We start from the raw sequence: 13,122 nt of genomic DNA, 5'->3' as shown, positions 1-13,122 counted from the left end.
GCGCGCCTTCCCGCAGCCCACCTGCTCAGGCCGTGTTCACGGGAAGGTCAGCGACGTACGAGAGTGAGCAGCCGCTTGTGGGCGGTGTTCTTCCTTCCGTCCTGGTCTCCCTCAAGGGCCTGGCTGGCACGCCAGGCCGTCTCGGTCATCGACTTCGGCGCCCGCACACCACGCCCCCAGTCCATGAACTCGGTGATGGCCCGCTCCGCGGCGTAGGCGTTGCGGCCGAGCTTGTCGGCGTTCTGCTCGAACCGGTGGACCATGCCGTCGGCGAACCGCCGGTACTTGGCCTTGGCCTTATCCGCGTCGTCGTCGCCGGGCGGGGCCCAGACGTCGGCGACGACCGCCAGGTACTCGTCGATCGCGAGCTCGGTGGCCAGCAGCAGCTCCTGCTCGGCGGCGAACGACGCGTAGTACCTGCGCGTCATGCGCAGGGTCTGCTCGGCCTGCCTCAGCCGCGCCAAGGGGTCGCCGACGTGCGGGGTGCTCCACCGGGCGACGGCGTCACGCGCCGCGAACCGCTCGGTGTTGCCGCACAACACCCGCCACGGCGTCACGACCGACTCGTAGCCGGTCAGGCCGTCGTGGGAGTTGAACGCGGCCAGGAACGGCGCGACGACGTCGGCGATGCCCGCCGGGTCGATGACGATCGTGTCCGGCAGCCGCATCGTCACGAACACCCGCCGCCCGCCGCGCAGCGCACCAGCCGTCTCCCAGATGACGTCGTCGCGGCCGACGAGCGCCTGCAGGAACCCGAAGATGTCGCGGTTCTGCACGACCTCGTACCGGTTGCCGACCACACCGAGCCCGGCGTCGGTGTCCCGGCGGACGGTGACCCGCTGGTCGTCGAGCTCGTGCAGCTGCCCGTCGGGGGTGCGGAACAGCACCGGGAACGTCTCGACGGCGAAGTCGATCGCGCCAGCCTTGAGTACGGTGTCGATGTCGGTGGTGCCGCCCTCGATCACGGTGCCGAGCTGGTGCCAGGCGGGCTTGGCCGTGTAAAGCGCCGCCCGGCCGGTGGACATGTCCAGGCCGTGCTGCGGGACGACCAGGCCGCTGTCCTGCTGGATCCAGATCTCGCCGTTGTCCCAGCTGCCCGGGTCGTTGACCCGGTAGCGGCCGTCGCCCAGCGGGATGAGGGTCCCGGCGTCCAGCCGGGTCTTCAGGTCCGCCTGCCTGCGCTCGACAGCCTCCAGCTGCCGGGCCCGCTCGCTGGCGAACGCGTCGTTCACATCGGCGTGAGGGCCGAATGCTACGGTTGTCATCGGTCTTGGCTCCTTACCAGAGTGACCATTGCTCGTCCGGCCTCAGGCGTTGCCTCGTCTGAGGCCGTTGTCGTCCGGTGATGCCGGACGGATGACCCGGCTTGGCCGGGTGCGCACGGGCCGGAACCCGTACCGCGGCGTTGGCGCCGCAAAGCAGGACACGTCCACACGCTGGTGTCATGACAGCGGCGACGTGTCGGCAACAGGGCCGAACAAGGCACCTCGGCGGCGCGGACCAGCCAGTCCGCGACGATCGCGGTCATCGGGACGGTGCCGACGAGGTAGTGGACGGTGACCCTGCCGCCGGTCAGGACCTCGGTCACGGTGGCGGGCAGCCACGTCGAGCCGACGTTGAGGTGGACGGGCTGCTGCGCTGCGGACGGTCCCGCGCCGGCTGAGGGCGTGCGTATTTAGGTCATGGCGTGGACTCCTATGGCGAAGGATGGGAGTCCGGGCACGGCCTGTCGGCCGTGCCCGGAACGCGCTGCTGCGCGATCGGCCAGGCTCGGCCGGGGAGTCGCTGGGTGTTGATGCAGTTGGCGAGCGCGCAGACGGGTCGGTGGTCCGCGTGCTCTGCCTACGGCGCTGGTGGGACCGCTCACGTCAGCGTCTGGCAGCGGCGTGATGACGGCCGTGCCTGCCGGGCGTGATCGCAGCTGCGGCGTCGGTGGCTTGGCCGATGCCGATGATCCAGCCGACGAGGGTCTGGATCGTGGGGATCGGTGCTTTGGCGGCCAGGTGCTTGACGACTGTGGTCTCCCAGCCGGTCAGCTGCACCTGATGCAGGGCCAATGTCATGGTCAGCCACGCACGGGCGAGCGTGCGCCGGTCGGCGGTGGTCGGCTGCGGCAGTGCCGCGAGCCGTTCGTCGAAGGTGGTCAGCGCCTGCGCAGGGTTGTCGTAGGGACCGGCCCAGGGTGCGAGGCGGTCGGTCCAGAGGCTGGGGCGTGTCTGGTGGAGCAGGCATATGGCCGTCCACATCTGAGCTTCGTCGCAGACCCCGGCCAACACCTGCACCTGGACCGATTCCCAGGTCGGCAGGTGCAGGCCGTGGGTTGTCGCCAGCAGTGAGCCCATCCGCATCGCCGCCATCGTCGTGCGGATGCCGGGAATGGAAACCGGCACGGCCATGGCGTCGAACTGCTGTTGGGCGTGCTCACGGCTGAAGCAGCGCTTGTAGTCGGAAGGTTCCGCCACGAGGACTCCTTAGGTCGAGACGGTTGATGGAGGTCCGACAGCAGGAGGCGTCGGGCCTGGTGTCAGAGTTGTTGCGGCTCAGCGTCGTGTGACGGCGGTCTGCCGGTCGGCCTTCACGGCGGCCAGCGTGAGTCGGCACAGCTGGTCGCAGGCCGGGCAGTATGCCGCTTCGGGGACGTCGTCGCGGTCGTGGTGGTCGCAGAGGACGGCGATGAGCTGGATGTCGCGGCACCGGATCGGTATTGCAGGACCGGCACACCTGAACAGGACTGCGTCGTCCGCGCCCGAACAGCGCCGCCACGGGCAGGGTTGCAGCGACCGGATCCAGGACGGCATCGCCGCCACCCCAGACGAACCGTGGCCGTCTGGGCATTGCCGCCACGGGCAGCGTCGCGCGCCACACCGCGGGATCGACGGTGGAAGTCCATGTTCACGGTGTCGTCGCCGCGGTCGTCGGCGACGATCTCGTCCCGGGTGCCGTCAGGTGCGAAAGCCAAGACGACTCCGAGCGTGTACTGGGAACAGCGGCAGCCGGCCAGGCATTTTCGGCGCGGCACGAAACGAAGACTTGAGCGCCCTGGCCACAACCAGACACAGGCCGGTGGGTGCTCGCCTGAACGGGCCACGACGGCGAGGGCTCGGATCCGTCGAACCGGATCTGAGCCCTCGCCGTCGTCGGGTCAGTGCTCGAGCAGGGCGACCATGCAGTCGTCGGGCGACATCTGCCGCATCGCGATGGCGGCGAACTTCATGAACTCCCACAACTGCGACAGCGGCTGGTTGGGTCGGCACTCGAAGATCTGGCCGCCGAGGGCGACCATCGCGTTGCCGGGCACCGCAGTGTGGTAGCCGAGTTCGACGTAGGCCTCGCAGCCCACCTGAAATGCCTCCAGGTGATCCAGGGGCAGCGGCGTCACGGCGCGGCCAGAGTTGTTGTAGATCTCCATCGCCGCGATCCGGGGCTGTGCCCGGAAGTCGCGGTGCGCCTGTTCCAGGCTGTACCCGCGCTTGGGGGTGGTGAGGTGCCGGTCGACGAATCGCCACAGGGGCTGCGCGTCCCGGGTGCCCTGCACGACCTGACGCCACACGTGCCAGCGGCGGCGGTGAACGGTCGCGTTGTGCTGCGCCATCCAGCCCAGGTTCAGCAGCCTCACCGGACCTCCCGCGGCCAGGTGCTCGCGTGGGGCGAACAGCTCGCCCCGGCTGCGTCGGTTCGCGGTGTGGACGAAGTGGGGGTAGGGGTTGTTGGCGTAGTCGGGTGAGGCGACAGCGATCGTAGCGGGGGTGCTGGCAGACAGGGCTCGTATGTAGGCGGTTTTAGCCTCGTGGCCTAGGCGGACAGCGGGCTTGTCGGGACCTGCGGGCAGGCAGACGGTGACGATTTGCGGCATGAGGTGGACTCCTTCTGCGTGCGGATACGCGGAAACGCACCGCTGGTCAGGCGGTGCTGGCAGGCAGGGTGAAGTGGCGCGGGTGATGTCACCGCGCTGCCTCCGGTCAGGGACCGGGAACGGGGTGTTCGCCGACGTTGTGGTTGCGGGCCGACCGGCTTGTGGCGGGTGGGCGGTTACGACCGCAGGTCGTGGCGGACAAGCCCTGGGGTGGTACGTACTGGTTGTCTCTAGGAGATGACCCAAGCGTATGGCCCCTGCCCAACGCACCTCACAGACCGCCGGAACGGGATGGTGTCTGAACTGCGGGTTTGCCCGACGTGCCGAGTAGGGCAGGCAGTGCGCCAGCGACTGCGTACAGTCGCTGACCTGGTGTTGGTCACGTCGCGGAGAAAGTTTCGCCCACCCGCTTGGTAACCACGCAACCCACCGCACCGGAAGCCGCTCCACTCGGGTCTCGGCCGATGCCTGATGCCGCCGGCAGCGGTCAACGGTGCTGCAACAGCCGCAGCGGGTCGTCTGCGGCCGATGGCGGCCCGGGATTGATTGGGCCTGTCTGGCCGTGCGAGCTCGGCAGGTCCACCAGCCGGCGTCGACGGCCGTCGCCTACCAGCTCCCACACCGCAGCTGCTGGGTCGGTGCCGGCCTGCGGACACGTCGTGGCGACCGTGACCGTCGTACCCACCCCAGCGCCCAAACGCCGATGCAGGTGCTGCTCGCGCACGGGGCTCTGCAGCACGAACAGGACCGGGTAGTTAGGGCCGCCGTCCTCGCACAGCCGCTGGTAGGCGGGCAGCTTGTCGATGAGGCGGCCGATGGGTTCGGTGCCGGTGTCGTACTCGACGAAGAAGCCGACGGACGCGGTGCCCTTGGTCCAGACACCGTGGCCGTCGGGGCGGATCCGGCGTCCGTAGGCGGCGGTGCTGCTGCGCTCGGACCACCACCGCGCCAGGCGCGTCGACGGGTCGGTGCGGGTGTGGGCTGCCAGGGTGCCGAAGAAGCCGTTGACGCCGAGAAGGTGGTCGAGCCTGGGGCTGGCCATTATCCGTTCGGCGCGCTGTTGGACGGCCTTGGGTGTTGGTGGAGCCTCATCGCGGGCCAGCGCGACGTACCGAGCGGCCAGGGGGCCGACCACCCAACACATAGGTCGCGGCCTGGTGGGTTGGTTGCGGATGAACCTGTCGACGAACCGTAGCTTGCGAAGGCTGTTGAGCCGGTGTTGGCACGTGATCTGGCTGCCGAACAGCATCGCGGTCAGTTGCGGAGTGGTGAGTGCGGTGTGCTCGTCGAGCAGGTGGGCGATGGTGTAGTCGCGGGCGTTGAGGCGCCCGGACAGGTCCATGAGGGTCGGCAGCCGCGCCGTCAGCGGGCGCTTGCGAGTCTTTGCTCTGTCATCGTTCCCCGGTAGGGAAGAGTCCCCTTGAAGGGACAGTCGCGATTCGCGTGCGTCGGTCATCGTGTGCTCCTGGCTGGATCTTTCAGCTGAGTCGGGGCGGCAGCGGGCCGGCAGTACACGGACCGGACCCACGTGCACGTGGGAGTCAGGGCAGGACCGGGGTCAGGACCGACGCCGTCGGGGCGTGGCCGCCCAGTGCCGGATGCGGCCGTTGCGGTGCCAGCGGTTGACCAGTGCGCGGACGTAGGCGTGACGCGTTCGGTGCGGCGGTGGGGGCGGCGTCGGCAGCCGCCAGAGCGGGCCTGCCTGGCGCCGACGGCGGAGCTGCCGGCTGGCGGGAAGGGCGGTGTCTTGTCCTGTCACCTGATCTCCTCCTGGTGTGGGTTGTGCTGCCCGGCAGCCGCGGCTGCCGGGCAGCGAGGTCAGGCACCGGGTTCGTCCGGGGCGGCATCGGTGTCGCCGACGCCAGCGAGGCGGGCGACCGCGGCCGTGCGCCGGTGTCGGGCGGCCGCGGTGATGACCTGCCGCACGGCGGTGGTCTCGTTGGCCAGCGGCGGTGCGGGATTGGTGCGGAGCACGAACGCCGCGGTCTCGCGGTTGTTGACCAGCAGGCGTGCGGCTGCCCGGAACGCGTCCAGGTGGGACAGGTCGTGGTCGTCGAGTTCGGGGTTGGTGTGTTTGGCCAGGTGTGTGGCGTCTTCCGGCGAGCTTGAGAAGAAGATCTTCGTGCGGGCGTTGGCGGACAGGGCCAGCTGCGTCTCCCGGGGCAGCTGGGTGAGGTTCTGGTGGGCCAGGACGAGGCCGAAGTGGTAGCCGCGGGCCTCGGCGAGCATGTCGCCGACCGATCCGGGCAGGTTGAGGAAGTTGTGGTGAAAGTCGGCCCGCAGCGCCCTGCTGGTGTTCCCGCCAGTGGGTTTCTGCGGACCGCTTCCCGAACCGGACGTGCGCCTCTCAGCGCATCCGGCTCTCCACAAGTCCCGTTGTGCGGTGTGATCCTCAGATGGGCTCTGACCATGGCGTCGGAATCTTCGCTCCCCGGTAGCGGTACACGATCGTGCGTACCTTGCCGGGGTCGAACAGGGTGATCCCGTCGTCGCTGGGCCACCAGCGTCCGCCGCTGTAGCGGCGGCGCAGGTCCTTCCAGGTGGTCTTGGGGTGCTTGCGACGGATCCAGGACCACACGTGCTTCCAGAGGAACGCGCGTAGGTACTGGAACGTCTGGAACGACACCCCGGGTCGGAAGTATTGGCACCAGCCCGCAACTGCCTGGTTGAGGCCAAGCAGCAGGTCGGCCAGAGTCTGGTTCGTGGTCTGTCGGCACAGCGTCTTGATCTTCCCGGTGATGTTGGCCAGGGCCTTCTTCGACGGGTAGGTGTAGACGTGGCGCTGGTCTGCGGTGCCCTTCTTGACGTGGCGCTGGATGCGCCAGCCGAGAAAGTCCAGACCCTCCTCGATGTGGGTGATCAAGGTCTTGTCCTCCGACAGGCGCAGGCCCATCGTGGCCAAGACCCCGGCGATCTCCTCCCGTAGGGCGTCCGCGTCTTCGCGGGTGCCCGCCACCATCAGGCACCAGTCGTCGGCGTAGCGGACCAGCCGGACGTTCGGCAGCCCCTTCGCGCGGCGTCTGAGCCTGACGTGGGCCGCTGACGACGGACCCCCAGGCGCTTGGGCGATGTGCTCGTCCAGCACCGCCAGGGCCACGTTGCTCAGCAGCGGAGAAAGAATCGCCCCTTGCGGGGCGCCGGCGTCGGTCTTGCGCAGCATCCGCTCCTCGGAGAGGATGCCCGCCTTCAGGAACGCCTTCACCAGGTCCAGCACGCGCTTGTCGGAGATCCGCATCCGCACCCGATGCATCAGGGCAGGATGGGAGATCTCGTCGAAGCACGCCTTGATGTCACCTTCCACGATCCAGTCGTAGCGGCTGTTGCCGCTGGTCAGGAAGGTCACCTCCGCGACAGCATCGCGGGCCCGGCGCTTGGGGCGGAACCCGTAGGAGCACGGGAGGAAATCCGCCTCGAAGATCGGCTCCAACACCAGCTTCAAGGACGCCTGCACCACCCGGTCGGCGATCGTCGGAATCCCCAGACGGCGCAGCTTGCCGCCCGCCTTCGGGATCATCCGCTCACGCACCGGCAGCGGGCAGAACGTGCGGTCCTTCAACGAGCTGCGAAGCCCGTTCAGGAACTCTTGCACTCCCACTGTGACCTGGATCGACGCCGCAGTGCGGCCGTCGACCCCGGCGGTCTTGGCACCCTTGTTGCCCCGCACCCGATCCCAGGCGACCAGAAGGAACGCCGGGTCAGTGACGAGGTTGAACAGATCATCGAACTTCTTGTGAGGATCGTTGGTCGCCCAACGGTGCAGCTTGGTCTGGATCTCCAGTACCCGGATCTCGGCCCTCATCAGAGCCGAGGCCAGCTCATCGGTATTCACCGACGGACCTCCTGATCTTCCAGTTCTTCGGCTGCTTGACTTGCTGGACCCCTTCGCCATGTACGCGGCTTTCCCGCGCTCGGACTACTACGGGTCCTCCGTCCCATGCCGTGGCCGTCAGACGACAACGGTCCTGCCCTCGACCGGGATGGCTTCCCGGCCGGTAGGGCGACCACGGATGGTTCCCAGGTTCACTGCACACCGGTCCACGGATTAGGTGCCCGACTCTGCCCCGGCAGCATCGCCAGTGGTACGCCGCAGGCTTTCCCACTGGCCTCCTTCCCGTCGAATGCCAAACGGTTACGGAGTTGACCACCGTCGCTGTGTCGCGGCGGTGGTCACGCACTGCACACCAGCCCATATCCACCAGATTTGAGCTGGCACGTCGCTTACGGGGGTTCAAACGCCGGTTCCTCTCGTACACCTTTCCGCGTTGCTCGCCGGGCCCGGCCTGTCTGGTAGTTCCAGACCGTCCCGTCGTTGTCAGGACTGCTCTCACCCTCACCGGCGTTTCCCGGATCGGGCTGTCCTCAGCTTCACCAGCCAGCTGCGACTGGCCGGTGGAGGGGCTCTTTCATCCCCTCCCGGTGTTGCATCCCCAGGTCAGCAAGCTGACCTGGGACTACAGCGCTTCCTGGCGCACGCACTCGTCGACGTAGGTCACGCTGTCGCGGCGGTCGGCTTCGTCGAGCCGGACCCGCGCCGTGGCGGCCTGCCATGCCGAGGCGAGGACGAACGAGCCCATCAGGCGGGCGGTGTCCTCACCGATGACGCCCTTGGGCACCCGGGCCAGCAGCACGCCGCCGTCCAGGATCTCGCCCATGTCGAAGGAGTTGAACGGTGTGCCGAGGGTGCGGCGGACGAACGGGCGCAGCAGCACCGACCGCAGCCGTGCCTGGACCGGCCCGATGATCTGTGTGCGCACGGCCGGCGGGGTGGCTTCGAACCATTCCCAGAACCCGCGCAGGCCTTCGGGGTCGGTGAGGTCCTCGGTGAACCGGCGCCGGAACTTGAAGTCGTTGAGCAGCGGCGGCACCAGCGTCAGCGTCGCGTTGGCGTGCCGCATCAACGTCAGGCACGACACCCGCAGCACGTCGTCGATGCGGGGTCCCCAGTGCCTGGCGAAGATCCTGGAGAAGATCGACACGATGTTGTCGACGACCAAGTCGTGGTCATCGCCCAGCAGCGGGTTGAGTGTCGTTCCGGTGTCGATGTCGGGGTCGATCAGCACGACGCTTCTGGCCTTCTTCGCCGACATCCGGTCCAGGACGTCGCGGACCAGGTCACCCTTGGGGTCGATGACGACCGCGCCGCGCCCTGAGCTGATGTCGTCGAGGATCATGTTCAGCATCAGGGTCGACTTGCCGGAGCCGGTGCTGCCGACGATGTGCACGTGCTGGCGGGCGTCGGCGACCGGCAGCGCGACCGGATGCCCGCCCCATTCGGCCCGGCCGAGGACCTTGGTGCCGCGGCCGCCGGTGGGGACATCGACCGGCGCGGGCATCGTCTTGGCCCGCGCCCGCAGCAAGCCCGGCACGGCCAGGTCATGTGGCAGCGCGGCGAGGCTGCCCAGCTCCACGGCGTCCAGGACGCATCCGTGCCGCAGGGACCGGGCCGCGACGACCGCCGCCGGATGTGGCATCCGCAGCCGCCGCAGCCGGTTGCGTCCCGTCCACGGACCGGTCGCACCGACCAGCGCCTCGACCGCCGTGACAAGGCGGCTGTGAGCGGTCGCGCCCGGCGGCCGCCCGGGTGCGGCGTGGTGGGCCACCGCGATGCGGATCGCGGTCTCCCACTGAGGACCTGCGGCCAGTTTCTCGACCGCGGCACGGGCGTCGCGGTCACGCTGCGGGTCGACGGCCAGCAACGCCTGCTGCGACGGCCCCGTACTCGGGTGCGGTTGCCGCGACGGGCTGATCAGCCGCTCGAGCCCGTCCAGTGCCGCGCTGAGCCACCAGCCGGGATCGGCGACGCTGCCGGGGCTGCGGCCGGTGCGCAGCGCGGCCACGCCCCGGCGCAGCTGCCGCAGCTGCCGCCGCGACGCCGGGCGGGTCAGGATCTGCACACACGCGGACTCGTTGTCCTTGAGCCCCGACGCCGCAGCCACGACGGCCCGCAGCGGGTCGGTGTCGTGGTCGGTGAGCAGCCGATACCAGGCCGGCATCACCGGTACCAACGCGGTGCCCGCCGACGCCGCGACAGGGCCGCCCTGCCGACGGCTGAGCGCGGGCCCGGCATCGGTCGCCGATACGGTCACGCCCGGCCACGCGCCCCGGATCGCGGCCAGCACCGGCGTGACCTTGACCGTGCCCGGCACCCACAGCACGATCGTGAGCTCCCGTCCGGCCCACCGGTACTCCCAGGCCACGTGCGGTCGCGGCCGCCACAGCCGCCAGCGGCCCCGCGTCAGCAGCGCTGCCATGGCCGCCCAGAACGCGGTGATCCCGGCCGGGTCGACCTGCGGCGGCGCCGCGATCGTGACCTGCTGGGCGCCGGCCTGCAGCATCCGGTCGGCGCGCCGCAGCCACCCGGCACGAGCCGCGGCAACGCCCAACACCACCGCGAACGCGACCAGCCCCACCCACGCACGGTCCCGGCACCACGCTGCCGCGGCGGTGACAGCGTCGGACAGCTCACGCGCCGAATCCGGGCCCTGCGCAAGCCCTGTGGCGAGCGGGCCGCTCATCGGGGCGCCTCCTCGTCCTCGTCGTCTTCGTCGAGCCGGTCGAGATCACCGACACACAGCCGGTGCTCGGCCGGGCTGGCCAAGGCCTGAAACGACACCCGGTGAGCGCCGGCCAGCAGGATCCCTTCGCCGCGCCGTGCTGCCAGCAGGGCGCGGGCTTCGCCGGTGGTCAGCCCGAACGCCTCGGTGATCTCGTCGATGGCCTGCGGCGCCTGCCGCATCAGCACCTGGGTGGCCGCATTGGCGATGACGGCCTGCCCGAGCTGCGAGCCGAGCAGGTCAGCAGCGTCCTGCGTCACGACCGACACCCCGGCGCGGCGCTTGCGGGCCTGCTTGGACAACCGGAACAGGAACCGGGCGCCTTCACCGTCGTGCAGCAGCCGCCACGCCTCATCGACGATCACCAGCCGCCGCAGTGCCGAACCGCCGCGCGCGGGGACGGCGTCGACGTCCTGCCAGATCGCATCGAGCGCCAGCAGCATGCCCGGCGCCCGCAGCTCGTCAGCCAGCTGCCGCGTCGACCAGACCACCAGCTGCCCGGCGGGAACCGTGGTCGTCGGCCCGTCGAAAGGCTCCTTGAACGACCCGGTCGTCCACGGCGTGAGCCGGGCAGCCAGCCCGGCAGCGGCATCGTCGCCCTGCTCGGCCAGGGCTGCGGCGACGTCACGCAGCAGCGGCGCCTGCAGCGTCCACGTGACCGGGTCGTGGGAGATGCCCGCACCGGCGTACGCCGTGGCTATTGCCGTGTCCAGAGCGGCCTGCTCGGCGGCCGTAGGCTGCTCGGCGAGCAGGACCGCGACCAGCGAGTGGACGAACAGGGCCCGCCGTACCAGTGCGTCGCTGCGGCGGTCGCCTGGCGGGATGTCGAGCGGGTTGACCCGCACACCGGGTCTACCGAGCTGGATGACGGTCCCGTCGACGGCCCGGGCCAGGCGCACGTACTCGTCCTCAGGGTCGACGACGGCGACGTGCACACCGTCGGCGAGGCTGCGCAGCACCTCCAGCTTGACGAAGTAGCTCTTGCCAGCACCGGAACGGGCCACCACGACACTGTTGTGGTTGTGCTGCGCCCAGCGATCCCACCAAACCACCCCAGCCGAATCCGGATTGATCCCGTACAGCACCCCACCGGCCGGAGCCGGCTCACCCGGCAGCGGCGCCGGCAGGTCCGCGCTCGCGAGAGGGAACGCCGCGGCCAGGGCTTCGGTGTCCATGACCCGGCGCATCCGCAGACTGTCGGTGCCCAACGGCAGGGTCGACGTCCAGCCCTGCAGCTGCCGGAACGTCACCGGCTGCGTGTCGAGCATCGTGCTCGCGGCGCTGGCCCGTACGTGGGCGACGGCTTCGGCAAGCTCGTCGAGGTCGGTGGCGTGGATCGTCACGTAGGTCGCGACGTCGTGCAGCTTCGACTGCCCGCGCGCGACCCGGTCGGCCAGGTCCGCGGCGTCTTCGGCCGCGGCTTCGGTCGCCGGGTCGGTAAGCCGTCCCTGGTCGGCGTCGAGCCGGCGGCTGGACTCCAGCCGGGCCCGCTGGCGGCGCAGCATCTGCGCCGACTGCGGGCCGGTGAACGGCGAGATGTGCTGGGTGATGTCGATGCGGCCCGGCCACGACGTCAGCGGCGACAGCCACGCCGGACCGACCAGCGTCGGCAGCCCGCTGATCACGAGGGTGGCGGCGTAGCCGTCACCGACCCGCAGCCAGTTCGGCGTCACCTCCACCGCTGACGGGCCCACAACCGCTGCGAGCCCGGCCGAATCGGCGGGGCTCGCAGCGGTGGCGGGGGAGAGTCTGCGCAGTGCGCGGGGGAGCTTCACGGGTTGCCTCCGGTGACGACATCGGTGGGGCGCGACCGTGGCCAGGTCGCGTCGGTGGGGATGTAGGGGTCGACCGCGGTCGTCAGGACCGCGGTCGCGCGCGCACCGTCCAGGACCGCGGCGCTGGCGCCCAGCGCCGTCAGCGCGGTCGCCGCCTGCTCGGCGCGGCGGGTCGCCTCGCTGCTGCGGGTCTTGTCTCCGGTGGCGGTGGCGGTGACGGCGATGGTGACGGTCCGCCACAACGGGTCGTGGTGCTCGGCCAGGTCGCTGAGGAACCGGGCGTACTCCACGGCCACCGCCGCTAGAGCCGGGCTGGTGAGCAGGTCGGCGCGTTCGGTGATGCGCTGGGCGTGGCTGGACAGGTCGACGCGCTGCGTCGACACTACGACCTGGACCGGCCCGGTGAGGCTGTTGAGCCACCGGCCGTATCCGGCCAGCAGCGCGGCCTGCTCGTCTCCGGTGCGCAGGCCGATGTTCAGGGTCGTGCACGCCACCAGCGCCACGGCCGCTTCTCCGGTGTCGACGATGCCCTGCTCGTCGATGCCGCTGGCGGGCAGCCTCAGCACTGAAGGCAGCCGCAGGTTGTCGACCTGCGGTGCCCATACGGGTGGGGGATGGTGCAGCCCGTCGGCGGCTGGGGCAAGCGCCTTCGGTGCCGGCAGGAAGCGCAGCGCTGCCAGCAGCCACGATTCCAGAGGCAGGCCGTCGCGGGTGCCCATCGCGATGGCCGTGGCCAGGCCGCCCAGGGGCAGCATGATCGCCAGCATCGCCGACGGGCTGACATACCCGGCCAGGGCGCGGTAGACGCCGTAGACGGCCACGGCGGCGATGCTGAGGACCGCGAGCTGGCGGGCCGTCAGCCCGAAGGCGATCTTGTCGGGGGTGTTGACGTCGGCGGGGATCCGGGTGACCGGAACGACGTCGGGATCGTGGCGCATGG

Annotated in this window: 9 protein-coding genes; all 9 read right to left on the bottom strand. The window is 70.1% G+C overall.

Annotated features, from left to right (window positions below; genetic code table 11):
• Positions 1-47: 47 nt before the first annotated feature.
• A complete protein-coding gene (locus Cba03nite_RS16905) occupies positions 48-1,265 on the bottom strand; it encodes a DUF932 domain-containing protein (protein ID WP_203746816.1) in 1,218 nt (405 codons plus the stop codon).
• A gap of 603 nt (positions 1,266-1,868) precedes the next feature.
• Positions 1,869-2,462 carry a hypothetical protein gene (locus Cba03nite_RS16900; protein WP_203746815.1) on the bottom strand — a complete coding sequence of 198 codons (594 nt, stop codon included), beginning with the start codon at positions 2,460-2,462 and terminating at the stop codon, positions 1,869-1,871.
• 680 nt (positions 2,463-3,142) lie between these two features.
• Positions 3,143-3,853 carry a hypothetical protein gene (locus Cba03nite_RS16895; protein ID WP_203746814.1) on the bottom strand — a complete coding sequence of 237 codons (711 nt, stop codon included), beginning with the start codon at positions 3,851-3,853 and terminating at the stop codon, positions 3,143-3,145.
• A 487-nt stretch (positions 3,854-4,340) separates the two neighbouring features.
• Positions 4,341-5,309, bottom strand: a complete 969-nt coding sequence (locus Cba03nite_RS16890) for a replication-relaxation family protein (protein ID WP_203746813.1) — start codon at positions 5,307-5,309, stop codon at positions 4,341-4,343.
• A 362-nt stretch (positions 5,310-5,671) separates the two neighbouring features.
• On the bottom strand, positions 5,672-6,082 hold the full coding sequence (locus Cba03nite_RS16885) for a hypothetical protein (RefSeq protein WP_239125797.1): 411 nt from the start codon (positions 6,080-6,082) through the stop codon (positions 5,672-5,674).
• Positions 6,083-6,245: 163 nt separating this feature from the next.
• On the bottom strand, positions 6,246-7,682 hold the full coding sequence (gene ltrA / locus Cba03nite_RS16880) for a group II intron reverse transcriptase/maturase (RefSeq protein ID WP_239125796.1): 1,437 nt from the start codon (positions 7,680-7,682) through the stop codon (positions 6,246-6,248).
• Between the two features lie 622 nt (positions 7,683-8,304).
• Positions 8,305-10,368 (bottom strand): DUF8128 domain-containing protein, encoded by a 2,064-nt coding sequence (locus tag Cba03nite_RS16875; RefSeq protein ID WP_203746812.1) that lies wholly within the window; start codon positions 10,366-10,368, stop codon positions 8,305-8,307.
• Positions 10,365-12,182, bottom strand: coding sequence for a VirB4 family type IV secretion system protein (locus Cba03nite_RS16870; protein WP_346111685.1), 1,818 nt, complete (start codon positions 12,180-12,182; stop codon positions 10,365-10,367). The genes Cba03nite_RS16875 and Cba03nite_RS16870 overlap by 4 nt, the downstream gene beginning before the upstream one ends.
• Positions 12,179-13,120, bottom strand: a complete 942-nt coding sequence (locus Cba03nite_RS39775; protein WP_239125795.1) for a PrgI family protein — start codon at positions 13,118-13,120, stop codon at positions 12,179-12,181. Before Cba03nite_RS39775 ends, Cba03nite_RS16870 begins: the two co-directional genes overlap by 4 nt.
• Between the last annotated feature and the right edge of the window lie 2 nt (positions 13,121-13,122).

Origin of the sequence: Catellatospora bangladeshensis (assembly GCF_016862575.1) — a bacterium.
Lineage (GTDB): Bacteria > Actinomycetota > Actinomycetes > Mycobacteriales > Micromonosporaceae > Catellatospora > Catellatospora bangladeshensis.
Note: the sequence above shows the minus strand (reverse complement) of the source record. Positions and strands in the feature narration are given on the sequence as shown.

What these genes read in the sequence shown, in the direction of transcription:
- Cba03nite_RS16905 (WP_203746816.1), bottom strand. Translation starts at nt 1,265, where the DNA reads ATGACAACCGTAGCATTCGGCCCTCACGCCGATGTGAACGACGCGTTC.
- Cba03nite_RS16895 (WP_203746814.1), bottom strand. Translation starts at nt 3,853, where the DNA reads ATGCCGCAAATCGTCACCGTCTGCCTGCCCGCAGGTCCCGACAAGCCC.
- Cba03nite_RS16890 (WP_203746813.1), bottom strand. Translation starts at nt 5,309, where the DNA reads ATGACCGACGCACGCGAATCGCGACTGTCCCTTCAAGGGGACTCTTCC.
- Cba03nite_RS16885 (WP_239125797.1), bottom strand. Translation starts at nt 6,082, where the DNA reads ATGCTCGCCGAGGCCCGCGGCTACCACTTCGGCCTCGTCCTGGCCCAC.
- Cba03nite_RS16875 (WP_203746812.1), bottom strand. Translation starts at nt 10,368, where the DNA reads ATGAGCGGCCCGCTCGCCACAGGGCTTGCGCAGGGCCCGGATTCGGCG.
- Cba03nite_RS39775 (WP_239125795.1), bottom strand. Translation starts at nt 13,120, where the DNA reads ATGCGCCACGATCCCGACGTCGTTCCGGTCACCCGGATCCCCGCCGAC.